Annotated in this window: 23 protein-coding genes and 1 pseudogene; 6 read left to right on the top strand and 18 right to left on the bottom strand. The window is 67.1% G+C overall.

The window, feature by feature from the left end:
- Positions 1 to 158: 158 nt before the first annotated feature.
- The 4 genes from glmM to H3O04_RS08840 form a co-directional block, all read right to left on the bottom strand.
- Complete coding sequence (gene glmM / locus H3O04_RS08855; protein ID WP_011545088.1) at positions 159 to 1,514, bottom strand: phosphoglucosamine mutase; 1,356 nt, start codon at positions 1,512 to 1,514, stop codon at positions 159 to 161.
- 31 nt (positions 1,515 to 1,545) lie between these two features.
- Positions 1,546 to 2,439, bottom strand: a complete 894-nt coding sequence (gene folP / locus H3O04_RS08850) for a dihydropteroate synthase (protein WP_034196692.1) — start codon at positions 2,437 to 2,439, stop codon at positions 1,546 to 1,548.
- Positions 2,440 to 2,515: 76 nt separating this feature from the next.
- Positions 2,516 to 4,411 carry an ATP-dependent zinc metalloprotease FtsH gene (ftsH, locus tag H3O04_RS08845; protein ID WP_011694248.1) on the bottom strand — a complete coding sequence of 632 codons (1,896 nt, stop codon included), beginning with the start codon at positions 4,409 to 4,411 and terminating at the stop codon, positions 2,516 to 2,518.
- A 166-nt stretch (positions 4,412 to 4,577) separates the two neighbouring features.
- Entirely contained in the window at positions 4,578 to 5,240 is a 663-nt protein-coding gene (locus H3O04_RS08840; protein ID WP_006476343.1) for an RlmE family RNA methyltransferase, read from the bottom strand.
- Between the two features lie 193 nt (positions 5,241 to 5,433).
- Between H3O04_RS08840 and H3O04_RS08835 the strand changes: the two genes are divergently transcribed.
- Positions 5,434 to 5,958, top strand: a complete 525-nt coding sequence (locus H3O04_RS08835; RefSeq protein ID WP_012328238.1) for a YhbY family RNA-binding protein — start codon at positions 5,434 to 5,436, stop codon at positions 5,956 to 5,958.
- Between the two features lie 49 nt (positions 5,959 to 6,007).
- Here the strand turns inward: H3O04_RS08835 and H3O04_RS08830 are convergent, their stop codons facing one another.
- The 8 genes from H3O04_RS08830 to gloB all read right to left on the bottom strand — a co-directional run bounded on the left by H3O04_RS08830 (position 6,008) and on the right by gloB (position 16,507).
- Positions 6,008 to 6,466, bottom strand: coding sequence for a DUF4149 domain-containing protein (locus H3O04_RS08830; RefSeq protein ID WP_006497614.1), 459 nt, complete (start codon positions 6,464 to 6,466; stop codon positions 6,008 to 6,010).
- Positions 6,467 to 6,480: 14 nt separating this feature from the next.
- Positions 6,481 to 6,957 (bottom strand): transcription elongation factor GreA, encoded by a 477-nt coding sequence (greA, locus tag H3O04_RS08825; RefSeq protein WP_006476345.1) that lies wholly within the window; start codon positions 6,955 to 6,957, stop codon positions 6,481 to 6,483.
- Between the two features lie 118 nt (positions 6,958 to 7,075).
- Positions 7,076 to 10,330 (bottom strand): carbamoyl-phosphate synthase large subunit, encoded by a 3,255-nt coding sequence (gene carB / locus H3O04_RS08820; protein ID WP_023475511.1) that lies wholly within the window; start codon positions 10,328 to 10,330, stop codon positions 7,076 to 7,078.
- A 49-nt stretch (positions 10,331 to 10,379) separates the two neighbouring features.
- The gene (leuE, locus tag H3O04_RS08815) at positions 10,380 to 11,039 is read right to left on the bottom strand and encodes a leucine efflux protein LeuE (protein WP_011545084.1); all 660 of its coding nucleotides are present in this window, start codon (positions 11,037 to 11,039) and stop codon (positions 10,380 to 10,382) included.
- Positions 11,040 to 11,075: 36 nt separating this feature from the next.
- A complete protein-coding gene (carA, locus tag H3O04_RS08810) occupies positions 11,076 to 12,221 on the bottom strand; it encodes a glutamine-hydrolyzing carbamoyl-phosphate synthase small subunit (protein ID WP_023475510.1) in 1,146 nt (381 codons plus the stop codon).
- A 366-nt stretch (positions 12,222 to 12,587) separates the two neighbouring features.
- Positions 12,588 to 13,805, bottom strand: a complete 1,218-nt coding sequence (locus H3O04_RS08805) for an MFS transporter (RefSeq protein ID WP_054927580.1) — start codon at positions 13,803 to 13,805, stop codon at positions 12,588 to 12,590.
- Between the two features lie 151 nt (positions 13,806 to 13,956).
- Positions 13,957 to 15,534, bottom strand: coding sequence for a transglycosylase SLT domain-containing protein (locus H3O04_RS08800; protein WP_011694247.1), 1,578 nt, complete (start codon positions 15,532 to 15,534; stop codon positions 13,957 to 13,959).
- 151 nt (positions 15,535 to 15,685) lie between these two features.
- Positions 15,686 to 16,507 carry a hydroxyacylglutathione hydrolase gene (gene gloB / locus H3O04_RS08795; protein WP_011545080.1) on the bottom strand — a complete coding sequence of 274 codons (822 nt, stop codon included), beginning with the start codon at positions 16,505 to 16,507 and terminating at the stop codon, positions 15,686 to 15,688.
- Between the two features lie 18 nt (positions 16,508 to 16,525).
- Between gloB and H3O04_RS08790 the strand changes: the two genes are divergently transcribed.
- The 3 genes from H3O04_RS08790 to dnaQ are packed head-to-tail and all read left to right on the top strand — an operon-like array spanning position 16,526 to position 18,553.
- The gene (locus tag H3O04_RS08790) at positions 16,526 to 17,338 is read left to right on the top strand and encodes a class I SAM-dependent methyltransferase (protein WP_011545079.1); all 813 of its coding nucleotides are present in this window, start codon (positions 16,526 to 16,528) and stop codon (positions 17,336 to 17,338) included.
- The gene (rnhA, locus tag H3O04_RS08785; protein ID WP_006476352.1) at positions 17,335 to 17,778 is read left to right on the top strand and encodes a ribonuclease HI; all 444 of its coding nucleotides are present in this window, start codon (positions 17,335 to 17,337) and stop codon (positions 17,776 to 17,778) included. The genes H3O04_RS08790 and rnhA overlap by 4 nt, the downstream gene beginning before the upstream one ends.
- Positions 17,779 to 17,818: 40 nt before the next feature.
- Entirely contained in the window at positions 17,819 to 18,553 is a 735-nt protein-coding gene (gene dnaQ, locus H3O04_RS08780) for a DNA polymerase III subunit epsilon (protein WP_077177967.1), read from the top strand.
- A gap of 30 nt (positions 18,554 to 18,583) precedes the next feature.
- Here dnaQ and H3O04_RS08775 read toward each other — a convergent pair whose 3' ends face one another.
- Positions 18,584 to 18,916, bottom strand: a complete 333-nt coding sequence (locus tag H3O04_RS08775) for a YnfA family protein (RefSeq protein ID WP_011545077.1) — start codon at positions 18,914 to 18,916, stop codon at positions 18,584 to 18,586.
- Positions 18,917 to 19,454: 538 nt separating this feature from the next.
- On the opposite strand from H3O04_RS08775, the gene proP reads away from it, so the two are divergent.
- On the top strand, positions 19,455 to 20,945 hold the full coding sequence (gene proP / locus H3O04_RS08770; RefSeq protein ID WP_011694245.1) for a glycine betaine/L-proline transporter ProP: 1,491 nt from the start codon (positions 19,455 to 19,457) through the stop codon (positions 20,943 to 20,945).
- 109 nt (positions 20,946 to 21,054) lie between these two features.
- Here proP and H3O04_RS08765 read toward each other — a convergent pair whose 3' ends face one another.
- Together H3O04_RS08765 and H3O04_RS08760 are read right to left on the bottom strand one after the other, a co-directional pair.
- Positions 21,055 to 21,261, bottom strand: coding sequence for a hypothetical protein (locus H3O04_RS08765; protein WP_006476356.1), 207 nt, complete (start codon positions 21,259 to 21,261; stop codon positions 21,055 to 21,057).
- A 172-nt stretch (positions 21,262 to 21,433) separates the two neighbouring features.
- Positions 21,434 to 22,063 (bottom strand): glutathione S-transferase family protein, encoded by a 630-nt coding sequence (locus H3O04_RS08760; RefSeq protein WP_202587510.1) that lies wholly within the window; start codon positions 22,061 to 22,063, stop codon positions 21,434 to 21,436.
- A 172-nt stretch (positions 22,064 to 22,235) separates the two neighbouring features.
- On the opposite strand from H3O04_RS08760, the gene H3O04_RS08755 reads away from it, so the two are divergent.
- Positions 22,236 to 23,453 (top strand): polyhydroxyalkanoate depolymerase, encoded by a 1,218-nt coding sequence (locus H3O04_RS08755; protein WP_202587509.1) that lies wholly within the window; start codon positions 22,236 to 22,238, stop codon positions 23,451 to 23,453.
- 7 nt (positions 23,454 to 23,460) lie between these two features.
- On the opposite strand, the gene H3O04_RS08750 is transcribed toward H3O04_RS08755, so the two are convergent.
- The 3 genes and pseudogenes from H3O04_RS08750 to H3O04_RS08740 form a co-directional block, all read right to left on the bottom strand.
- Entirely contained in the window at positions 23,461 to 24,108 is a 648-nt protein-coding gene (locus tag H3O04_RS08750) for a phosphoribosyltransferase (RefSeq protein ID WP_202587508.1), read from the bottom strand.
- A 124-nt stretch (positions 24,109 to 24,232) separates the two neighbouring features.
- Positions 24,233 to 24,754 carry a phospholipase D-like domain-containing protein gene (locus H3O04_RS08745; RefSeq protein WP_202587507.1) on the bottom strand — a complete coding sequence of 174 codons (522 nt, stop codon included), beginning with the start codon at positions 24,752 to 24,754 and terminating at the stop codon, positions 24,233 to 24,235.
- Positions 24,755 to 24,871: 117 nt separating this feature from the next.
- Positions 24,872 to 24,971 (bottom strand): annotated as a pseudogene (locus H3O04_RS08740) (malonate decarboxylase subunit epsilon); the annotation flags it as partial.

Below are 24,971 nucleotides of genomic sequence, written 5' to 3'. Positions count from 1 at the left end.
CTGATGAGATCGGAATAATGCGTTTGCCGAAGTGCGTTACTTATAGGTATGGCAAACCTTTGCGTCTGACAAAAACGACGGCGCCCGAAGGCGCCGCATGCGAATTCGCCGGAAGCCGGCGCGCGGGCGGCCGGACCGCCGCGCGCGCCTGCCGCTGGTCAGGTCGTTGCCGCCCGCACCGCGTCGGCGATCGTCTCCGCATGGCGCACCGCATCGGCCGCCTGCTGCGCTTCGACCATCACGCGCAGCACGGGCTCCGTGCCCGATGCGCGGATCAGCACGCGCCCGCTGCCGGCGAGCGCGGCTTCGGCGGCATCGATCGCGGCGCGAATCGACGCGCTGCCCTTCCAGTCGGCACCCGGCTTCATCCGCACGTTGATCAGCTTCTGCGGGAACAGCGTGACGCCGTCGAGCACCTGCGCGAGCGTGCGGCCGCTGCGCTTGAGCGCCGCCAGCACGAGCAGCGCCGACACGATGCCGTCGCCGGTCGAATGCCGGTCGAGCGACAGGATGTGGCCCGACCCTTCCGCGCCGAGTTGCCAGCCGTGCTCGCGCAACTGCTCGAGCACGTAGCGGTCGCCGACCGCCGCACGGACGAACTTCACGCCCTCGCGCTGCAGCGCGACTTCGACCGCGAGGTTCGTCATCAGCGTGCCGACCGCGCCGTCGACCTTGCCGTCGGTCGCGATCCGGTCCTTCACGAGCACGTAGAGCAGTTCGTCGCCGTTGTACAGGCGGCCGGTCGCGTCGACGACCTGCAGGCGGTCGGCGTCGCCGTCGAGCGCGATGCCGAGATCGGCATGGTTCGCCCGCACCGCGCGCACCAACGCGTCCGGCGCAGTCGCGCCGACGCCGTCGTTGATGTTGAAGCCGTTCGGCGCGACGCCGATCGGGATGACGTCCGCGCCGAGTTCGTGGAACACGTGCGGTGCAATTTGATACGCGGCGCCATGCGCGCAATCGATCACGAGCTTCAGGCCGCGCAGGTCGAACGCGGCCGGAAACGTGCTCTTGCAGAACTCGATGTAGCGGCCGGCCGCGTCGTCAAGGCGACGCGCCTTGCCGAGCCCGTCGGACGGCGCGCATTCGAGCGGCTTGTCGAGCCACGCTTCGATCGCGGCTTCGGTGTCGTCGGGCAGCTTGTTGCCGTCAGCCGAGAAAAACTTGATCCCGTTGTCGTGATAAGGGTTGTGTGACGCGCTGATCACCACACCGGCCGACAGGCGCAGCGCACGCGTCAGGTACGCGACGCCGGGCGTCGGCATCGGGCCGGCCAGCATCACGTCGACGCCGGCCGCCGAGAAGCCGGCCTCGAGCGCGGCTTCGAGCATGTAGCCCGACACGCGCGTGTCCTTGCCGATCAGCACCGTCGGACGCGAGCCTGCCGCGACGTCGGCCGAGCCGGCCAGTACCTTGCCGGCCGCGTAGCCGAGGCGCAATACGAAGTCCGGCGTGATGGGCGCTTCGCCCACCGTGCCGCGAATGCCGTCCGTGCCGAAATATCGACGTCCCATGAGTCCTTCCTCCTTCGTCTTTCTGACTTGCTTATCGTTGCCGTGCGGCTGCGCGCACGGTATTCCATACTTTCAGCGCATCGACCGTCGCCGCGACGTCGTGCACGCGCACGATCGCGGCGCCCCGCTCGACCGCGCACACCGCGGCCGCCACGCTCGCCGCGACGCGTTCCATCGGCGGCTTGCCGCCGATCACCGCACCGAGCATCGACTTGCGTGACATGCCCGCGAGAATCGGATAAGCGCGCCCGTCGGGGCGCGCGGGCGCCGTGTCCGGCAACGCGGCCAGCAGCGCATAGTTGTCGTCGACGACCGCCTTGCCGAACCCGAAGCCGGGGTCGACGCAGATGCGCTCCGCCGCCACCCCCGCGTTGCGCAGCGCCTCGGCGCGCGCAGCGAGAAAATCGCGCACGTCGGTCACGACGTCGCCGTAGTCGGGCTCGCCGACCTGCATCGTCTGCGGCTCGCCGAGCATGTGCATCGCGCACAGGCCGCTGTTGCCGTCGCGCACCGCATCGATCGCGCCCGGCTGGCGGAACCCCCATATGTCGTTGATCAGATCCGCGCCGGCGGCCAGCGCCGCGCGCATCACGGCCGGCTTGTAGGTATCGATCGACAGCGGCACGTTCAGCGGCCGCAGCGCCTCGACGAGCGGAATCACGCGCGCGAGCTCCTCGTCGAGCGGCACCGGCGGCGCGCCAGGGCGCGTCGATTCGCCGCCGATGTCGAGCAGATCCGCGCCGTCGGCGATCATCCGCTCGGCCTGGCGCAGCGCATCGTCGCGCGCGAGGAAGCGGCCGCCGTCGGAGAACGAATCGGGCGTGGCGTTGAGGATGCCCATCACGAGCGGGCGTTCGAACGTCAGTTCGAAGCGGCCGCACTGGAGCGGCGCGGGAATGAACGGGGACACAGCGGAATCGGACACGAGCAACGGGCGTGGATGAATGCAAAACGGGCCGGTGTGAAGCCACACCAGCCCGTGAACGGCGTTAAAGCGGAGATTATGCCGCCGGCGTAGCCGGCGCCGGCGCGCTGCCGGGCTTGACCTCGGCGCTGCCGCCGCCCGACGAATCGCCGCCGACAGCCGGCGAGCTCTTCGGCGAGCGCGGCGGACGGCCTTCCATGATGTCGTTGATCTGATCGGCGTCGATCGTCTCCCACTCCATCAGTGCGGCCGTCATCGCCTCGACCTTGTCGCGGTTGTCTTCGAGCAGGCGGCGCGCGAGGTTGTACTGTTCGTCCAGCACGCGGCGGATTTCCGAGTCGACCTTCTGCTGCGTCGCTTCCGAGATCGTGCGCGTGAAGCCGCGGCCGAACGGCGACGCATCGTTCTCGTCGTCGACGTAGACCATCGGCCCGAGTGCGTCGGTCATGCCGAAACGGGCCACCATCGCACGCGCGGTTTGCGTGGCCTTGTTGAAGTCGTCCGATGCGCCGGTGCTGACCAGGTTCATGAACAGCTCTTCGGCCACCCGGCCACCGAACAGGATCGCGAGGCGGTCCAGCAGGTAATCCTTCGAATACGTCTCGTTGTCATGCTCCGGCAGCTGCCACGTGACGCCCAGCGCGCGACCGCGCGGGATGATCGTGACCTTGTGCACCGGGTCGGCCTTCGGCAACAGCTTCGCGATCACCGCGTGGCCCGACTCGTGATAAGCGGTGGCGCGCTTCGCTTCCTCGCGGATCACGGCCGACTTGCGCTCCGGACCCATGAAGATCTTGTCCTTCGCGTCCTCGAAATCCTGCATCTCGACGATACGCTTGCCGCGACGGGCGGCGAACAGCGCAGCCTCGTTCACGAGGTTCGCGAGATCGGCGCCCGAAAAGCCTGGCGTGCCGCGTGCGATGACCGCCGCGTCGACGTCGTTCGCGATCGGCACCTTGCGCAGGTGCACGCGCATGATCTGCTCGCGGCCGCGGATGTCCGGCAGGCCGACATAGACCTGACGGTCGAAACGGCCCGGACGCAGCAGCGCCTTGTCGAGCACGTCGGAACGGTTGGTCGCGGCGATCACGATGACGCCCGAATTCGCCTCGAAGCCGTCCATCTCGACGAGCATCTGGTTCAGCGTCTGTTCGCGCTCGTCGTTGCCGCCGCCCATGCCGGCGCCGCGATGACGGCCGACCGCGTCGATTTCGTCGATGAACACGATGCACGGTGCATGCTTCTTCGCCTGCTCGAACATGTCGCGCACACGGGCCGCGCCGACGCCGACGAACATTTCGACGAAGTCCGAACCCGAGATGCTGAAGAACGGCACCTTCGCTTCACCCGCGATCGCGCGGGCGAGCAGCGTCTTGCCGGTACCCGGAGGGCCGACCAGCAGCACGCCGCGCGGAATGCGGCCGCCCAGCTTCTGGAATTTCTGCGGATCGCGCAGGAAGTCGACGAGCTCGGACACTTCTTCCTTCGCTTCGTCGCAGCCCGCGACGTCGGAGAAATTCACCGCGTTGTTGTTCTCGTCGATCAGCCGCGCACGCGATTTCCCGAACGAGAATGCGCCGCCTTTGCCGCCTCCCTGCATCTGCCTCATCATGTAGAACCAGAACACGATGATCAGGATCGTCGGCCCGAGATAGTACAGCGCGGACATCAGCGCGTTCGGCTCGTCGTCGGCCTTGCCGCTGACCTGCACGCCGTACTTCATCAGATCGCCGACCATCCAGATGTCGCCGGGCGACACGATCTGGTATTTCTGGCCATCAGCCGGAGTGACGGTGAGGTTGCGCCCCTGAACGATGACGTTCTTGACCTTGCCGTTCTTGGCGTCGTCCATGAACTGCGAATAGGACACGCCTTCCTGGACGCGGGGCTTGTCGAACTGCTTGAACACCGTAAACAGCACCAGTGCGATCACCAGCCACACCGCTGCCTTCGAAAACATATTGTTGTTCAAAGCACCACTCCTTCACTCGTAGACGAGCGCCTACATTTTCCTTGCGGCGCCCCTCGGTCATTCTAATCCAGTCCGACCACCCCCGCCATAAGCATTGACAACCGCCGCGATAGCGCTTCGCTTGTCTGGCAAGGGCCGGAGCCCGTTTGCGGCACCGCACTCCGCATCAGCGCGGATGCTTCAGCTGCCGACCCAAAATGAACGTTTCGGACGATTTGTCGCGGGATGCCTTGGGCTTGCGCGGCGCGACAACCTTAAACTGCTGTTTGAACTTCTCGACGATCTGGCTGTAGCCGCTGCCGTGAAAGCACTTCACGAGCAGCGCACCGTCCGGCTTCAGATGGTTCTGCGCGAATTCGAGCGCCAGATCGCAGAGATGCTCGATGCGCGCCGCGTCCGCCGAGGCCACGCCGGAGAGGTTGGGGGCCATGTCGGAAATAACAAGGTCCACCGCGCGGCCTTCGAGCACTTCTTCGAGCTGGTGGAGGACGTCGTCCTCGCGGAAGTCGCCCTGCAGGAAGTGGACGTCGGCGATCGGCTCCATCGGCAGGATGTCGAGCGCAACGATCGTGCCGTCGATGCCGCCTTCGCGCTCCGCGTCACGCTTCTTGCCCTGCGCGAGCTTGTTGCGGGCATACTGGCTCCAGCTGCCCGGCGTGGCGCCGAGATCGACGATCACCTGGCCGGGACGGATCAGCTTGTCCTGCTCGTCGATTTCCTTCAGCTTGTACGCGGCGCGCGCGCGATAGCCCTCCCGCTGCGCCATTTTGACGTACGGGTCGTTGATGTGGTCGTGCAGCCAGTGCTGGTTGAAGCGGTTTTTTGCCATTCGAGAGAGAGATTGCTGCCAATTGCTTCGTGAAGCCGCGCTTTTAGCGGATAATACGCGTCTTCTTCGCGCGGCTGCGGCCCCTTTTCAGGCCCAAGCCGCGATTTTACGTGGTTTCGGCGCACGGCTGACGCGGGAACGTCCCGCGATCGCTTTTCAGTCAGCGCGCCCTTATTTAGATTTCGACATTTCCATGCCCGCCCTTTCGCTTTCTCCCGCCGAGCGCTCCGCGCTGCGCTCCCAGGCCCATGCGCTCAAGCCCGTCGTGCTGATCGGCGCCGAAGGGCTGACCGACGCCGTGCTGAAGGAAATCAAGGTGCACCTCGACGCGCACCAGCTGATCAAGATCCGCGTGTTCGGCGACGAGCGCGACGAACGGATCGCGATCTACGACGAGATCTGCGACCGCTTGAACGCGGCCCCGATTCAGCATATCGGCAAGCTGCTGGTGATCTGGAGGCCCGAAGCCGCAGCGGCCCCGGCCCGCGGCCGTCGTGCCGGTGCGCTGCCCAGCGCGGCCGAAGCCGCCGATGACAAGAAAGGCCGCGCCCCGCGCACCGTCAAGGTCGTCAAGGTGTCGCCGAACGCAAGCCCCGTGCGCCGTCCGAGGCCGGTGAAGGTCACGGTGCGCGGCAACGAACGCGTGACGGCAGGCGGCACCGTGAAGCGTGCGAAAAAGCGCCAGGCCAGCACCAAGCGGCCGTTCCAGGACAAGTAATCCGCCGGTGCGGCACGGATTCCCGTGCCGCCCTGCCCCAGCGCGGCGCTCAGGCGTCGCGCGCCGGCAGACGCCAGATCAGCATCAGCCCCAGCACGCTTTCGACGAGATAGAACACGCTCGAGACGCCGTGCAGCATCCCGAAGCGGCTCGCATACGGCGAATTCGCGATATCGGTGCCCGCATCCATCGCGGCCACGCGCAGCGCGTTCATGAACGGCTGCAGCGCAAAATACCCGACCAGCACGCATACGACCATCGCGGCGACGATCCAGCGCACACGGCGATACTCGCTGCTGCCGCGCCGCACCTGCTGATTCGACAACGCGAGCAGCAGCACGCCGCACACGACGCCGAGGATCGCCTCGATACGGAACAGCTGGGCGGCGACCGAACCGGCCGTCATCCGTTCCAGCGTCTTGAACAATACGGGCGCGACCGCATACCCGATCGTCAGCAGGCTGCCGACCCATACGGCCGACAGCAGACGGAACACGCGATGCGGCATCACGTCGCCCCGCTTCAGATGTAGCTGACCGAGATGATTTCGTACTCGCGCACGCCGCTCGGTGCCTGCACGGCCGCGACGTCGCCTTCGGACTTGCCGATCAGCGCGCGTGCGATCGGCGAGCTGACCGAGATCAGGCCGTGATCGATATCGGCTTCGTCGTCGCCGACGATCTGGTACTTGACGGTGTCGCCCGACTCGAGATCCTCGAGTTCGACCGTCGCGGCGAACACCACGCGGCCATCGGCGTCGAGCACCGTGGGATCGATGATTTGCGCGGCGGACAGCTTGGATTCGAGTTCCGCGATGCGGCCCTCGATAAAGCCCTGCTTTTCCTTCGCTGCGTCGTATTCGGCGTTTTCGGACAGATCGCCCTGTGCGCGGGCCTCCGCGATCGCGTTGATCACGGCCGGCCGCTCGACGGACTTGAGGCGCTGCAATTCATCGCGCAGTTGCTCTGCGCCACGCTTTGTCAACGGAATGGTGCTCATAAACGGCTCAATCGCTAAAAACGGCTATAAAAAAAATCACCGCGATTAAGCGCGCTTCCGATGCACTGGAAACACCGCCTAATCGCGGCACGTGTTGCTTCGACAGGTAACTGACCGCTTAGTTTAGGCGAGCGTGAAGACCTTGTAAATCATAGACTTCCAGATCCTTCAGGTAGCGCAAGCCTTCAACGGCCGCGCGCGCGCCCGACATCGTCGTGTAGTACGTGACCTTGTGCGCCTGCGCGCTCATGCGGATCGAACGCGAATCGGCGATCGCCTGGCGCGTCTCGTCGACCGTCGTGAACACGAGTGCGATCTCGCCGTTCTTGATCATGTCGACGATGTGCGGACGGCCGTCCTTCACCTTGTTCACGACCTTCACCGGCACGCCGGCCGCTTCGATCGCGGCAGCCGTGCCCTTGGTCGCGACGATCGGGTAGCCGAGGTCGTGCAGCATGCGCGCGACTTCGACGGCCTTCGGCTTGTCCGCGTCCATCACGGTCAGCAGCACCGTGCCCGACTCCGGCAGACGCGAACCGGCCGCGAGCTGCGACTTGAACAGCGCTTCGCCGAACGTCTGGCCGACGCCCATCACTTCGCCGGTCGAGCGCATTTCAGGCCCGAGGACCGGATCGACGGTCGGGAACTTGATGAACGGGAACACCGCTTCCTTCACGCTGAAGTACGGCGGCTCGACTTCCTTCGTCACGCCCTGCTGCGCGAGCTTCTGGCCGACCATCGCGCGCGCCGCAATCTTCGCGAGCGGCAGGCTGGTCGCCTTCGACACGTACGGCACCGTGCGCGACGCGCGCGGGTTCACTTCCAGCACGTAGATGATGTCCTGCTTCGAGCCGTCCGCCTGCGGTACCTGCTGGATCGCGAACTGCACGTTCATCAGGCCGACCACGTTCAGCGCCTTCGCCATCGCGCCCGTCTGGCGCTTCAGCTCGGCCACGGTTTCCTTCGACAGCGAGTACGGCGGCAGCGAACATGCCGAATCGCCCGAGTGGACGCCCGCCTGCTCGATGTGCTCCATCACGCCGCCGATGAACACGGCTTCGCCGTCGCAGATGCAGTCGACGTCGCACTCGATCGCATCGTTCAGGAAGCGGTCGAGCAGCACCGGCGAATCGTTCGACACCTTCACGGCCTCGCGCATGTAGCGCTCGAGGTCGCGCGGCTCGTGGACGATTTCCATCGCGCGGCCGCCGAGCACGTACGACGGACGCACGACCAGCGGGTAGCCGATTTCGTCGGCCAGCGCGAGCGCTTCGTCTTCGGCGCGCGCGGTGCGGTTCGGCGGCTGGCGCAGGCCGAGGTCCTGCAGCAGCTTCTGGAAGCGTTCGCGGTCTTCGGCCGCGTCGATCATGTCCGGGGACGTGCCGACGATCGGCACGCCGTGCGCCTCGAGGTCGAGCGCAAGCTTCAGCGGCGTCTGGCCGCCGTACTGGACGATCACGCCGACCGGCTTTTCCTTGTCGACGATCTCGAGCACGTCCTCGAGCGTCAGCGGCTCGAAGTACAGGCGGTCGGACGTGTCGTAGTCGGTCGACACCGTTTCCGGGTTGCAGTTGACCATGATCGTTTCATAGCCGTCCTCGCGCATCGCGAGCGCCGCGTGCACGCAGCAGTAGTCGAACTCGATGCCCTGGCCGATCCGGTTCGGGCCGCCGCCCAGCACCATGATCTTCTTGTTCGTGGTCGGCTGCGCCTCGCACTCTTCCTCGTAGGTCGAGTACATGTAGGCGGTTTTCGTCGCGAACTCGGCCGCGCACGTGTCGACGCGCTTGTAGACCGGGCGCACGTTCAGTTCGACGCGACGCTTGCGGACGTCTTCCGGCGTCGCGCCGAGCAGCTTCGCGAGGCGGCGGTCGGAGAAGCCGCTCTGCTTCAGGTAGCGCAGCTCGTCGAACGTCAGCGACGCGAGCGTGCGGCCCGACAGCGCCTTTTCCTTCAGGATGATCTGCTCGATCTGCTCGAGGAACCACGGATCGATCGCGGTTTCCGCGAAGATTTCCTCGGCCGTCATGCCGATGCGGAACGCATCGCCGACGTACCAGATGCGGTCCGGGCCCGGCTCGTGGATCTCGATCGCGATCTCGTCGCGGTTGGTCGACTTCTCGTCGAGGCCGTCGACACCGACTTCGAGGCCGCGCAGCGCCTTCTGGAACGATTCCTGGAACGTGCGGCCGATCGCCATCACTTCGCCGACCGACTTCATCTGCGTGGTCAGGCGCGAATCGGCTTCGCGGAACTTCTCGAACGCGAAACGCGGAATCTTCGTGACGACGTAGTCGATCGTCGGCTCGAACGACGCCGGCGTCTGGCCGCCGGTGATTTCGTTCTTCAGCTCGTCGAGCGTGTAGCCGACCGCCAGCTTCGCCGCGACCTTCGCGATCGGGAAGCCGGTCGCCTTCGATGCGAGCGCCGACGAACGCGACACGCGCGGGTTCATCTCGATGACGACCATGCGGCCGTCCCGCGGGTTGATCGAGAACTGCACGTTCGAACCGCCCGTGTCGACGCCGATCTCGCGCAGCACCGCGAGCGATGCGTTACGCAGGATCTGGTATTCCTTGTCGGTGAGCGTCTGTGCAGGCGCTACCGTGATCGAGTCGCCGGTATGCACGCCCATCGGGTCGAGGTTTTCGATCGAGCAGACGATGATGCAGTTGTCGGCGCGGTCGCGCACGACTTCCATCTCGTATTCCTTCCAGCCGAGCAGCGACTCTTCGATCAGCAGCTCGCGCGTGGGCGACAGGTCGAGACCGCGCTTGCAGATCTCTTCGAACTCTTCGCGGTTGTACGCGATGCCGCCGCCCGAGCCGCCGAGCGTGAACGACGGGCGGATCACGACCGGGTAGCCGCTGCCGCCCGTCTCCGCCATGATCTCGGCGTGCACCTTGGTCGCCTCTTCCATCGAGTGCGCGATGCCCGACTTCGCGGAACCGAGACCGATCTTGGTCATCGCTTCCTTGAACTTCTGGCGGTCTTCCGCCTTGTCGATCGCTTCCGGCGACGCGCCGATCAGCTCGACGCCGAACTTCTCGAGCACGCCGTGGTGGTGCAGGTCGAGCGCGCAGTTCAGCGCGGTCTGGCCGCCCATCGTCGGCAGGATCGCGTCCGGGCGCTCCTTCTCGATGATGCGTGCGACGACTTCCCACGTGATCGGCTCGATGTAGGTCACGTCGGCCGTGTTCGGGTCGGTCATGATCGTCGCCGGGTTGCTGTTGACGAGAACGACCTTGTAGCCCTCCTCACGCAACGCCTTGCAAGCCTGCGCGCCCGAATAGTCGAACTCGCACGCCTGGCCGATGATGATCGGGCCGGCGCCGATGATGAGGATGCTCTTGATGTCTGTGCGTTTTGGCATGGCTTGTGAATTCAATAAGTAATCGTTGTCGTGGGTCGGCCGGCGGCGCTCAGCTCATGGTCGCCAGCGCCAGCTTCACCGAGAAACCGATGAACAGGCCGCCCACGCTGCTCGCCGCGCCTGCCGCGAGCTTGCGGCGGCGGCGGAAGTGCTCGGCGAGCCGCGCCCCCGCGAAGATCAGCGTGCTCAGGTACAGGAAGCTCGCGCATTGCGCGATCGCCCCGAGCACGACGAACGACAGCGCGGGATGCGGGAATGCCGGGTCGACGAACTGGATGAAGAACGAGATGAAGAACAGGATCGCCTTCGGATTCAGCAGGCTCACGATCAGTGCTTTCCGGAATGGCCGCTCGCCGTCGACCGCCTGCGGCGCCTCGACCGGCGCATCGCCGCGCGCGCGCAGCTTGCTCCACGCGCCGCGCAGCATCCCGGTGCCGATGTACAGCAGGTAGGCGGCGCCGCCGTACTTGACGACGGAGAACAGCAGCGGGTTCGCCTTCAGCAGCGACGCGACGCCCGCGGCGGACAGCACCATCAGCACGGTATCGCCGACGAACACGCCGCAGGCCGCGCGATAGCCGGCCTTCACGCCGCGCTGCGCGGCAAGCGACAGCACGTACATCGAGTTCGGCCCCGGCAGCAGGATGATGAAGATCACGCCGAACACGTAGGTCCAGATATCCGTGATGCCGAGTGCGTGGCCGAACATGATGTGAATCTCCCGTTCTTCGGTTGCGTCAGTGACTCAGGCGTTGCGCTGCTTCGCCGCGTCCATCAGCGCGGTGAAACGGTCGAACAGATAGCCGATGTCGTGCGGGCCGGGCGACGCTTCCGGGTGGCCCTGGAAGCAGAACGCCGGCTTGTCGGTCAACTCGAAGCCCTGCAGCGTGCCGTCGAACAGCGACACGTGCGTCACGCGCGCGTTGGCCGGCAGCGAATCGGCGTCGACCGCGAAGCCGTGGTTCTGCGACGTGATCACGACCCGGCCGTCGCCGAGATCCTTCACCGGATGGTTCGCGCCGTGGTGGCCCGTCTTCATCTTGAGCGTCTTTGCGCCGACCGCGAGACCCATGATCTGGTGGCCGAGGCAGATGCCGAAGGTCGGCACGCCGCGCTCGATGAATGCCTTGGTGGCCGCGATCGCGTAATCGCACGGCTCGGGGTCGCCGGGGCCGTTCGACAGGAAGATGCCGTCCGGATTCAGCGCGAGCGCATCTTCCGCGCTCGCCTGGGCCGGCAGCACCGTCACGTGGCAGCCGCGCTCCGCGAGCATGCGCAGGATGTTGTACTTGACGCCGAAGTCGTACGCGACGACGCGGTACTTCGGCGCTTCCTGCATGCCGTAGCCGCCTTCGAGACGCCATTCCGTCTGCTTCCACTCGAACGGCTTGGTGGTCGACACGACCTTCGCGAGATCCATGCCGGCGAGGCCCTCGAACGAGCGCGCGAGCTCGATCGCCTTCGCTTCGTCATCGGAGCCCGTCAGGATGCAGCCGCTCTGCGCGCCCTTGTCGCGCAGGATGCGGGTCAGCTTGCGGGTGTCGATGCCGGCGATCGCGACGACGCCTTCGTCGCGCAGGTAGTCGCCGAGCGTGCGGTCCATGCGGAAGTTCGATGCGAGCGTCGGCAGATCGCGGATGATCAGGCCGGCGGCATGGACTTTCGTGGCTTCGACGTCTTCGGCGTTGACGCCGACGTTGCCGATATGCGGATAGGTGAGCGTGACGATCTGGCGCGAGTAGCTCGGATCAGTCAGGATTTCCTGATAGCCGGTGATCGCGGTATTGAACACGACTTCGCCGATCGTATGGCCTTCGGCCCCGATCGAATAACCACGAAAGACCGTGCCGTCGGCGAGTGCAAGCAAGGCGGGAGAAAAAGACGGCAACACGGGAGGCTCCTTGGGGAACACCCTGCTGCCGACCTGTTTACCCTGCCGCGCGAGCGCCGCGCTGCGTGGGCGCGCGTGGTCGCTAGCTGGACGCGGCCTGCGTTGTCGAGACGCGAACCCGGCGCGTGGCGCACGAGGCTTCGCGGCATCGCCCGGCAGGCGGCGTGCGGCGGATGAACGGGATGAATGAGGTAGGCGCTAGGGTGCGAGGTTGATCAGCACAAACTTTCAAATTATAGCCTGAAAATGGCCCTATCTTCAATTGATATGGCCGTCCGATCATGCGCGCGCCGCGAACGGCGGACGCAGCGCACCGTGCTGCGGCCCTGTTTTCGCGGCCGCCCCATCCATCAGCGTACCGCCGGATCAGTGCGCTTGGCCAGCGCCGCGCGTGGGCCGGACGTACCAGACCGCGCTCGCGAGCTGCAGCGCGAGCAGCACGCCCCAGGCGGTGAAGTGCGCGGCGGCCGGATAACGGCCGTCGACCGCCGGCCAGTGCGACAGCACGGCGCCGACGCCGATCTGGAACGCGAAGATCAGCAGGAAGATCACGAGCGTGAGCGTCGTGTTCGCGCGACCGATCAGATGGGCGGGAAAGTGGCCGGCCATCACCGCGTAGGTCAGGATGCCCACGCCGCCGAACATCCCGTACGCAGCCCACAGCACGGCGGGCGGCAACGGCACGCGCGCGACGATCGCGAGCTGCGTCGCGACGAACAGCGCCATGCCGATGCCGCACGTCGCGTAGACCGACACGCCGCGCCGCTCGAGCACGCGTGCCGCCGCGCCGAAGCCGACGCAGCCGGCCATCATCGCGAAGCCGAGCACCGACACGAGGCGCGCGGCATGCGGCGCGTCGAATCCGCCGACGTCGCGCAGATACGGGCCAACCCACAGCGACTGCATCGCATAGAACACGCCCTGCGTGACGACGGAGAACGATGCGATCTTCCAGAACGCGCGGCTCGTCAGGATGTGCCACGTGCCCTTGAACTGGCTGACGAGGCCGCCCTGGTGACGCGCCTGCTGCGCGTCGGGCGCCCCGAAGCCGATCGACACAGCGACGGCCACGGTCAGCACCGCGAGGCCGAAACAGATCGCGCGCCAGCTCGCCCAGCCGAGCAGCCAGGTCAGCGGCGAGCCAACCATTACGCCGCCGAGGCCGCCCACGGCCATCACGAGACCGTTGACGAGCGGCAGCCGGCCAACCGGGAAATGCTGCGCGAGCGCCTTGAACGCCGCACCGAGACAGACCGATACGCCGACGCCGATCAGCAGCCGGCCGACCATCATCGTGCCGATGCCATGCGCCGCACCGAACACGGCCGCGCCGGCCGCCGCGAACAGCAGCATGCCGGCCGTCACGCGGCGCGGGCCGAAGTGGTCGAGCATCACGCCGGCCGGGATCTGCGCGCCCGCGAAGCCGAGGAAATAGAGGCTGGTGAGCAGGCCGAGATCGGCGGCCGACAGCCCGAGCTCATGCGTGACGAACGGCGCGAAGCCCAGATTGACGCCGCGAAAGACGTACGACACGAAATACCCGACCGAAAACAGCGCGAGCACCCTCACCTGCACCGACGACATCGCTTCTCCTTGTCATGTGAAGACGCGTGACGCCGCGCCGCGCACAAAAGAAAACGCCGTCACCTCGGTGACGGCGTTTCGTCGAATTCGTCGGATGATAGCGCAATCGTGCGGGCCTCACCGGCCGCCACGTTGCGCGCGGCAGCCGCGCTTACTTCTTCTTGCCCTTGTGCGCGGCGGCCTTGGCCGGCGCGGCTTTCGCGGGCGCGGCCTTCGCCGCCGGCCGGGCCGACGACTTGGCGGCGCCGCGCTTGCCGCCGTGCGACTTGCCGCCCACCGCCAGGCTCGCGCGCTCGATGTGCGCACCGCCCGTCGACGTCGCAATCCGCTCCGGACCGGGTTCCGCCGGCACCGAACGGCCGACCGGCACGTGCAGCACCAGCGCCTGACCCGGCATCGCGAGATCGCGGTGCGTACGGTTCCACGCCTTCAACTGGCCGACCGACACGCCATAGCGGCCGGCGATCGCCGCCATCGACTGCTTGCGACGCACGCGGATCAGCATCTTGCGCGTATCGGGGACGTCCGGCTCCATCGCGAGCGCGCCGTTTTCGGCGACGTCGGCGCTGATGTCCTCGTCGTCGTCATTGCCGCGCGGCACGACGATCGTCGAGCCCGGCTTCAGGCGCATGCCGGCCGGAATCTTGTTGACCGACATCAGCGTATCGGCGTCGACGCCGATCTTCTCGGCGATCGCGGCCGGGCGCGCACGCTCGCTGACCGTGTAGGTGGTCCACGACGACAGCTGGCCGTTGTACGCTTTCAGGCTCTTCTCGAACGCGGATGCGTTGTCGAACGGCAGCAGGATCTGCGGCTCGGTCGCGCCGAGGATCACGGGCTTCGAGAACGACGGGTTCAGCGAGCGGAACTCGTCGAGCGGCAGGTTCGCGAGCTTCGCGGCCACCGCCACGTCGATGTCGCGCGACGTCGTGACCGTCACGAAATACGGGTGGTTCGGGATATCCGGCAGCGCTAGGCCATACTGCTGCGGGCTCGCGATGATGTTCTTCACCGCCTGCAGCTTCGGCACGTAGTTGCGCGTCTCGTTCGGCATCCGCAGGTTCTGGTAGTCGGTCGGCAAGCCGGCCGCCTGATTGCGCGCGATCGCGCGCTGCACGTTGCCTTCGCCCCAGTTGTACGCGGCCAGCGCCAGATACCAGTCGCCGAACATGTCGTGCAGGCGGGACAGGTAGTCGAGCGCGGCGCTCGTCGACGCGAGCACGTCGCGGCGCTCGTCCTGCCACATGTTGCGCTTCAGGTTGTACGTGCGGCCGGTGCCGGGCATGAACTGCCACATGCCGGCCGCCTTCGCGACCGACAGCGCCTGCGGGTTGTACGCGGACTCGATGAACGGCAGCAGCGCGAGCTCGGTCGGCATGTGACGCGCCTCGAGCTCCTCGACGATGTGATACAGGTACTTCTGCGAGCGCTCGGTCATGCGCTGCACGTAATCGGGACGCTGCGTATACCAGGTCGTCTGCATGTCGACGAGATCGCTCTGCAGGTCGGGCATCTGGAAGCCGCGGCGAATGCGCGCCCAGAGATCGGAGTCTGCAGTGGTCAGGTCGCCGACGGATTGCTTGTCGACGTCGACAGTTTCTTTGGCGGTGGCTGATTTACGGAGGTAGTTGGACGTCGCCTGCGAATCGGCGGCGTTGTTGGCGACAGGGGGCTGGCTCGCACAAGCGGCGAGTAGCAGCACCACCATCGCACTCAATATAAGTCGCATGAAAATCTCGGCTTCCGACGGCTGGAAATTGCAGGCGATACTACGGAAGTGCGTGCTTCACGTCAATAAAAACACCGAAAACTCAGCGAAATCCTACATTTGGAGCAATTTTTACAGACACCGCTTGAGCTTTGGAGTCCTCCGGAAAACGTCACCGGAACCGGTTTTTCCATTCGCGCATCAGCGTGAACGCCGCCAGACGATCCGTCACCGTTTCGTGCAGCTCGGCCTCGAGCGTCGCGTGGATCGCCGCGCTGTCGGCCCGCATGAACGGGTTAACGGCACGCTCGTGCGCGATCGTAGTGGGCAGCGTCGGCACGCCGCGCGCACGCAGCGCCTGTGCGTCGTCGCGCCACGCGGCGAGTGCCGCATTGCCCGGCTCGCACGCGAGCGCGAAGCGGATGTTCGACAGCGTGTATTCGTGTGCGCAATGCACGCGGGTGTCGCCCGGCAGCGCGGCGAGCGCGTCGAGCGACGCGAGCATCTGCGCGGGCGTGCCTTCGAACAGGCGGCCGCACCCGCACGAGAACAGCGTGTCGCCGCAGAACACGTGCGGCACCGCGTTGCCCTGCCCGGCCGCGCCTTGACCGGCCGCCTGAAAGTAAGCAATGTGGCCGCGTGTATGGCCCGGCACGTCGAGCACGTCGAATGCGACCGCGGGCGCGTCGAGCGTCACGCGATCGCCGCCCGACAGCGGCCGCGTGACCACGCCGATCGCTTCGGCCGCGGGGCCGTAAACGGTGAGCGGAACATCGGCCGGTTGGCTATGCTGCAGCGCCTCGACACCGCCGACGTGGTCGGCATGGTGGTGCGTGAGTAAAATAGCGGTCAACCGCCAGCCTCGTTCGGCAAGAACCCGGCGTACGGGCGCGGCTTCACCCGGGTCGACGGCGATCGCATCGCGGCCGTCCGAGACGAGCCAGATATAGTTGTCTTCGAATGCCGGAACCGGCACGTATTCCAGCTCGTTCATAGGCGCGCAATCATCGTTATGTCTGACCGTCAAATTATAGACTGGCCCGCCTGGACCGACTCGCCGCCCGGCCGTTACGTGCTGGGCTGGGAGCAGGCGCAGCTCGACCGGATCGTATCCGACGTCTTCGGCTTCCACGCGCTGCAGCTCGGCCTGCCGCAGCTCGACGCACTGCGCGAGAACCGCATGCCGTATCGCGGCCTCGTGCTCGACCCGGCGAGCGGCGCGAGCGCGCCGTATCAGTATCCGTGGGCGCGCGAAGCACACACGGCGGCCCACGCGCCCGCCGATCGCAGCACGACGTGGTGCGACCTGCTCGACCTGCCGTTCGAGTCGCAGAGCGTCGATCTGATCGTGATGCCGCACACGCTCGAATTCACGTCCGACCCGCACCGCCTGCTGCGCGAGGCCGAGCGCGTGCTGATGCCGGAAGGCCAGCTCGTGATCACCGGCTTCAACTCGCTGAGCCTGTGGGGCATGCGGCAGTCGTTCGGGCGCATGGCGAACCGCCCGTTCGTGCCGGCCACGCGCGACCAGATCGCGTTCATCCGGCTCAAGGACTGGATCAAGCTGCTCGGTTTCGACCTCGAACGCGGCCGCTTCGGCTGCTACCGGCCGCCGCTCGCCACCGACCAGTGGCTGGCCCGCTACGGCTTCATGGAGGCCGCCGGCGACCGCTGGTGGCCGATCTTCGGCGCCGTCTACATGGTGACGGCCGTCAAGCGCGTGCGCGGCATGCGCCTCGTCGGCCCGATCAAGATGAAGAAGCCCGTGCTCGCACCGGGCCTGACGCCGGCGGCCTCCCCGACCACTCACCAAGAACGTTCATGACAACCGACACCATCGACATCTATACCGACGGCGCCTGCAAGGGCAACCCCGGCCCCGGCGGCTGGGGCGCCCTACTGCGCTACGGCAGTCAAGAAAAGGAACTGTTCGGCGGCGAGCCGAACACGACCAACAACCGCATGGAGCTGATGGGCGTGATCGCCGCGCTCGAAGCGCTGAAGCGGCCGTGCCGGGTGATCGTGCATACCGACTCGCAATATGTGCAGAAAGGCATCAGCGAGTGGATCCACGGGTGGAAGAAGAAAGGCTGGGTCACCGCGGCGAAGACGCCCGTGAAGAATGCCGACCTGTGGAAGCGGCTCGACGCGCTCGTCGCTCAGCACGAAATCGAGTGGCGCTGGGTCAAGGGCCACGCGGGCCATCCCGAAAACGAGCGCGCGGACGCGCTCGCGAACCGCGGCGTCGAATCGCTGGCCGCCTGAACCCCGGCCGCCCTCTCTTGTTTTCATTGCTTTTCCCGATATGCGCCAGATCATTCTCGATACCGAAACCACCGGCCTGAACGCCCGCACGGGCGACCGCCTCATCGAAATCGGCTGCGTCGAGCTGCTGAACCGGCGGCTCACCGGCAACAACCTGCACTTCTACGTGAACCCCGAGCGCGACAGCGATCCGGGCGCACTGGCGGTGCACGGCCTCACGACCGAATTCTTGAGCGACAAACCGAAATTCGCGGAAGTCGCCCACCAGATCCTCGACTTCGTGAAGGACGCGGAGCTGATCATCCACAACGCGCCGTTCGACCTGGGCTTCCTCGACGCCGAATTCGCGCGGCTCGGCCTGCCGCCGTTCACCGAGCATTGCGGCGGCGTGATCGACACGCTGGTGCAGGCCAAGCAGATGTTCCCCGGCAAGCGCAACTCGCTCGACGCGCTGTGCGACCGTTTCGGCATCAGCAACGCGCACCGCACGCTGCACGGCGCACTGCTCGACTCGGAGCTGCTCGCCGAGGTCTATCTCGCGATGACGCGCGGCCAGGACAGCCTCGTGATCGACATGCTCGACGACGCGAGCGCCGACGGCGGCGCGGCGAACGGCAAACGCGTGTCGCTCGCCGCGCTCGACCTGGCCGTGGTGACCGCGAGCGAAGACGAGCTTGCCGCGCACCAGGCTCAGCTCGACGAGCTCGACAAGTCGGTCAAGGGCACCTGCGTGTGGCGCCAGCCCGCCGACACGGATACCGCCGAAGCAGCCTGAGGCACGCGGCACGCGCCGCGGCCGCGCCGCTCAGGCGCGCGGCTGCAGCGCGATGACGGCCATTCCGCCGAGCGCGAGCACCGCGCCGGCCACGTCCCAGCGGGTCAGCGCGACACCGTCGACCACCCGCAGCCAGATCAACGCCACCGCGATATAGACGCCGCCGTACGCGGCATACGTGCGCCCCGCCGCGCTCGGGTGCAGCGTCAGCAGCCACGCGAACAACGCGAGCGACAACGCCGCGGGCACCAGCAGCCAGGCCGGGCGCCCGGCCTTCAGCACGAGCCACGGCAGGTAGCAGCCGACGATTTCGGCCAGCGCAGTAGCGGCGAACAGCGCCGCGATCCTCATCAGTTCGGTCATCCGGTTCCTCGCGAATTCAGCCCCGTCGCGGCGGCCGGCACGGCCGCGCCGCGCGCCGCCGATCATACCCGAGCAGGCTCCCCGGGATGCCCCGCCAGACGGGCGATTCCGGGCAATTTGCACGATCGTCCGTCATCGTGCTATCATGTCGCCTGTTTCAACATTCAATCTCTGTCTTTTCGATTTTGAGAGAAGTCCGTCCGCACGTTGCGGCCCGGTGCCTCGATCGAAATTGCATCCACAGGAAAGCCCGCCCGACAGGCCCGCTTTTCTCGTTTCGCTGCCCCTCCGGGGCGTTGCCGGCACGCCGGACCCATCGTCCGCACCGGCATCCGCCGCCTGCATCACGCGGCCCATTCTTCATGAGCGCACTGTCGCGACGGCCCATCGGGCCCGCGTCGAAGCAGCCCCTTGGCCCTTTGCTGCCCCCTGTGCAGTAAGTGCTTAATGGTCTGCCCCGACGCGCAGCACACGACACCGCGCTCGCCGGCAAACCGTGTCGGACGGCCCGCCCGTTCCGGCGCTGTCAAAGGAGTGCATGACCTTGACCGCAACACACGTCAGCCCGACCGCTGTCTCTTCCCCCGCTTCGTCGTCCGGCGAAGCCCCGCTCGCCGCGGACGACATCACCGTCGTCGACCAGAGCCTGCTCAAGCGCGCCGTCAGCGCAATGGCCATCGGCAATGCGATGGAATGGTTCGACTTCGGCGTCTACAGCTATATCGCCGTCACGCTCGGCAAGGTGTTCTTCCCGTCCAGCAGCCCGTCCGCGCAGCTGCTGGCCACCTTCGGCACGTTCGCGGCCGCGTTCCTCGTGCGCCCGCTCGGCGGCATGGTGTTCGGCCCGCTCGGCGATCGCATCGGCCGCCAGCGCGTGCTCGCCGCCACGATGATCATGATGGCCGTCGGCACCTTCGCGATCGGCCTGATCCCGAGCTATGCGTCGATCGGCATCATGGCCCCGATCCTGCTGCTCGTCGCCCGCCTCGTGCAGGGCTTTTCGACCGGCGGCGAGTACGGCGGCGCGGCCACCTTCATTGCCGAGTTCTCGACCGACAAGCGCCGCGGCTTCATGGGCAGCTTCCTCGAATTCGGCACGCTGATCGGCTATGTGCTGGGCGCGGGCGTCGTCGCACTGCTCACCGCGTCGCTGTCGCAGGAAGCGCTGCTGTCGTGGGGCTGGCGCGTGCCGTTCCTGATCGCCGGGCCGCTCGGCCTGATCGGTCTGTACATCCGGATGAAGCTCGAGGAAACGCCGGCGTTCAAGCGCCAGGCCGAAGAGCGCGAAGCGCAGGACAAGGCCGTGCCGAAGGCGCGCTTTCGCGAGACGCTGCTGCGCAACTGGCGTGCGCTGCTGCTGTGCGTCGGCCTCGTGCTGATCTTCAACGTGACCGACTACATGGTGCTGTCTTACCTGCCGAGCTTCATGTCGTCGACGCTGCACTTCGACGAATCGCACAGCCTCGTGCTGGTGCTGATCGTGATGGTGCTGATGATGCCGATGACGCTGTACGCCGGCCGCCTGTCGGACAAGGTCGGCCGCAAGCCGGTGATGCTCGCCGGCTGCGTCGGCCTGCTGGTGCTGTCGATCCCGTCGCTGATGCTGATCCACACGGGCACCACGGCGTCGGTGTTCGGCGGCCTGCTGATCCTCGGCGTGCTGCTGTCGTGCTTCACCGGCGTGATGCCGTCGGCGCTGCCCGCGCTGTTCCCGACCGAGATCCGCTACGGCGCGCTCGCGATCGGCTTCAACGTGTCGGTGTCGCTGTTCGGCGGCACGACGCCGCTGGTGACCGCGTGGCTCGTCGACGTGACGCACAACCTGATGATGCCCGCGTACTACATGATGGGCGCCGCGCTGATCGGCATCGTGTCGGTCGTCGCGCTCGCCGAAACCGCGCGCCAGCCGCTGAAGGGCTCGCCGCCGGCCGTCGCGACGCGCCGCGAAGCGCACCAGCTGGCGCGCCAGTTGCGCGAGGACGACGACGAATCGGAGGTCTACGGCGTCGCGACGCCCGCCCGCGCGTAAGCGTCGCGCAATGAAAAAGCCCCGGCCGAAGCCGGGGCCCGATCGAACCCGATCTGCCCGACCGGCTTGCGCCGGCCGGGCTTTTTTCATTCAGTCGGCACGAACGCCTTCATGCCTGCGCTTCGCAGTGACGGCAGAAGATCAGCGCGCGCGACCGCGACACGGCTGCCTGCGCACCGCGCGCCGCGACGATCATCCCGACCTGGCCGAGATTGAAATCGCGCTCGACCATCAGCTGCGTGAGCCCGGCAAGCGCCAACACGACGGACGGGTGGTACAGGCTCGATTCGATCAGGGCTTTCATCATCGGCTCCATCTGGCAATGCGTGATTTGATGGAGTGGATTCTAGGGATCGGTCGCCTCCGGATAAACAGCGCGAATGCGAAGTCACTTGTCAGCCGCCGAGAACAATCGGCAGCGGCTTGCCGGACAAGGGCGAGCGGCGGCCGACAGCGGTGCGCGACAGTCCGGCGCCCCGCTTCGAAACCTAGACGAGCGGCGTTTCGACGAAAGCCGGCAACGCTTCGGCCCGCGCGGAATGCGCGGCGAGCGCCGGATAACGGGCCGGATCGATCCGCGCCAGCACCGGGTAATCGGCCGCCATGAACTGCGTGAAGCGCCACGCCACCGCGACCGTCACGTCCGACTGCAGCAATCGCGCGCCGCCGAACCAGCCGTTGGCGGCCGCGACCAGCGGCTCCAGCGCGCCGTATGCGCCTTCGAGCTGGCTCAGCACGCGATCGACCCACGGTTCGTGCTGCTTGTCCGACGGGCGCAGTGCCTGCTCGTAGACGACCTGCACGGATTTCTCGGCGGCGGCCAGCGCGAACCCGATCGGCACCAGCGCGCGCAGCCGGGCCTCGACGGCGTCGGGCAGCAGGCGCCGCTCAGGTGCTGCCAGGTGGTCGAGATAGTCGACGATCAGCGACGAATCGAGCAGCGTCGCGCCGCCGTCGGTCACGAGCGTCGGCGCCTTGACGACCGGGTTGAGCGTCCTGAACCGCTCGATATGACGAAACACCGAGATCGACTCGTGTTCGAACGGCAGGTCGAGCAGCTTCGCCGAAATGGCGACGCGGCGCACGAACGGGGAATCCAGCATGCCGATCAGCTTCATCGCGAACGCTCCGCTTCGAGGGAATGGGACTGACGACTGTAGCAGCGGCGCGCGGCAGCGCCTAGCGTGCCCCTGCGCTTGACGCGCATCAGCCGGCCGTACATCGGGCTCCCGCTGCCCGGCCGCTATGACCATAATGGAGGTTCACGCTCCTTCCGCCCCAGGGTCCGCCATGTGGTATGCCGTCGTCGAGCAGCAGCGGGAATGGATGCGCGCATGGCGCGCGGCGACGCGATACGCGTTCGACGCATGGCCCACGGCGTCGCTGCCGCACGCCGCGTCATCGTGCTACGACGACCTGTTCGAACCGCTGCTCGGGCCGCAGGCCGCGCCGCCGGGCTTCGATCTGGCGTGGCCCGCCGTCAGCGAGCAGATCGTCGCGCACACGCCGTTTTGCGACTTGCGGCGCTTCGCGCACGCCGATGCGCACCGCACGGTGCTGCTGTGCGCGCCGCTCGTCGGGCATGCGGCCGTGATGATGCGGGAAACCGCCGAAACGCTGCTCGCCGATGGCGACGTCTGCGTGACCGACTGGCGCAATGCGCGCGACGTGCCGCTTGCGGCAGGCCGTTTCGGGCTCGACGAATACGTCGCGATGCTCGACGGCTTCGTCGGCACCCTCCAGCACGACGAGCGGCCGCTGCACGTCGTCGCCGTTTGCCAGGCGACCGTACCGGCGCTCGGCGCCCTGGCGCTGCGCGCCGCGCGCGGCCTCGCGCCGCCCGCGAGTATCACGCTGATCGGCGGCCCGATCGATGCCCGCCTGAACCCGAGCGCGCTCGGCACCGCGGCCGCGGCCCATTCGCTCGACTGGTGCCGGCGTCACTTGATCGACATCGTGCCGCCCGGCTTCGCCGGGCATGGCCGCCACGTGTTCCCGACCTATCTGCAACAGGGCGAGATCGCGCTCCTGTATCCGCAACGCTTCCTGACGCTGATCGAGACCTACGCGTTGGCAGCTTCCCGCTTCGACATGACCGGGCTCGCCGACGCCCGGCGGGCACTGCGCGAATACACGGCGCTGCTCGACATGCCGGCCGACTATTTCCTCGACACGGTCGACGTCGTGTTTCAGCGCATGCTGCTCGCGACCGGCGCGTGGCATGTGGACGGCCGGCGCGTCGAACCGGCCGCGCTGCGCGATGTCGCGCTGCTGACCGTCGAAGGCGCCTGCGACAGGGTCACGGGCGCCGGGCAGACGCATGCGGCGCTCGATCTGTGCAGCGGCCTCTCGGCCGACGAGCGCCATCGCATCGACGTCGACGATTGCGATCACTACGGGCTGTTTACGGGGCCACGCTGGCACGGCAACGTCCATCCGGCGCTGCAGCGCGTGTTCGCGCTCGCGGAAGCCGGCCGACCACGCCCGCGCCGAAACCGGCAAACCTGACGCCGCATCACGGGCGCGCGGCGTCGAGCAGCGCGCGCACCTCGTCGTCGCTCGTCTGCTCGAAGCGCGCGTAGAACTGGCTGATCCCGAAGAACCGCGCCGGCTGCGACACCGTGACGAATGCATCGGCCAGGCCGTCGAACGCATGCGCGGCGCCCGCCGGCGCGACCGGCACGGCCGCGACGATGCGCGCCGGGTGACGCTCGCGCAGCGCCTGCAGCGCGACGCGCATCGATGCGCCGGTCGCGACGCCGTCGTCGACCACGATCGCGATGCGCCCTGCCACCGCCAGCGGCGGCACCGCGCCGCGATACAGCGCCTCGCGACGATGCAGTTCGGCCGTCTCGCGCGCGATCACGTCGGCGAGTTGCGCATCGGATACGTCCATGTCGCGGATCACCGAACGTTGCAAATGCGTCCCGCCGCCCGTCGCGATCGCGCCCATCGCGAGCTCGGGGTCGAACGGAACGCCGAGCTTGCGCACGACCAGCACGTCGAGCGGCGCGCGCAGCGCACGGGCGACCGGATACGCGACGGGCACCCCGCCGCGCGGCAACGCGAGCACGACGACATCGCTTCGCCCCGCGTATTCGCGCAACGCATCGGCCAGCTGGCGACCGGCATCGGCGCGATCGGCAAAACTGCTTTCGATCACGATCGACTCCCTGCCATTGCGCCAATGCGCGAAAGCCGCGCCGGCGCCTGTCAACGAGGATGGTTCATCGGTCGCGCCGATGCAACCAGGGTCACACCGGCGCGCGATGCGCCGCAGGAAGGGGTCAGAGGCCGCCGGCCTGCCGGTATAGCCGCCAGAACGATTGCGCGTAGGACTGCGCGAGTTCGGGCGCGCGCCGGAATACGTTGACCGTGTCGGCCTGCTCGGCCGCGCCGTCGGACAGCGTCGTCAGCGCGACGCTGTCGTCGACGATCACGAAACGCGACGCGGGGCCGCCATGCCGCGAATCGATCGCGACATCGATACCCGCGGATTTCAGATAGCCGGCGCCGCTGTACCTGCCCGCACGCGGCGGACGCACCAGCACCACGCGCACCTCGATTCCCCGCGCGCGGGCCGCGCGCAGCGCGCTCGCGACAGCCGGCGGCACCTGCGTATAGCCGGCCAGCAGCACGCGGCGCTGCGCCTGTTCGATCAGGTCGACGGTCGCGTCGGCCGCCGCGTTGTCATACGAAAAGTACGTGCCGACCGATGCGGCGTCGGACAGAATCTGGCTGGCGTGAACGCTCGTCGCGCAGCAGAACGCGGCGAGGAAGAAGGCGACTGGTCTCATGGCGGGCGCCATTGTAGCGACGCCAATTCGCGTGGCAAGGGGCGGCTGCGACGCTGCTGCGCCGGCGCAACACACAGTGCCGAACCGGTGCCCGGACGCTGTGTTTCGAGCCGGGTTTCAGCCCGTCGATCAGCTGGGCGCGACGCGTGCGAGCCAGCTCGTCACGCCGTCGACGGAACGGAAATCCGCGAGGCTGCGCGCCGGCAACGCGGGATACGCGCCGCCGGCC

This window comes from Burkholderia sp. KCJ3K979 (genome assembly GCF_016759955.1).
Lineage (GTDB): Bacteria > Pseudomonadota > Gammaproteobacteria > Burkholderiales > Burkholderiaceae > Burkholderia > Burkholderia orbicola.
Note: the sequence above shows the minus strand (reverse complement) of the source record. Positions and strands in the feature narration are given on the sequence as shown.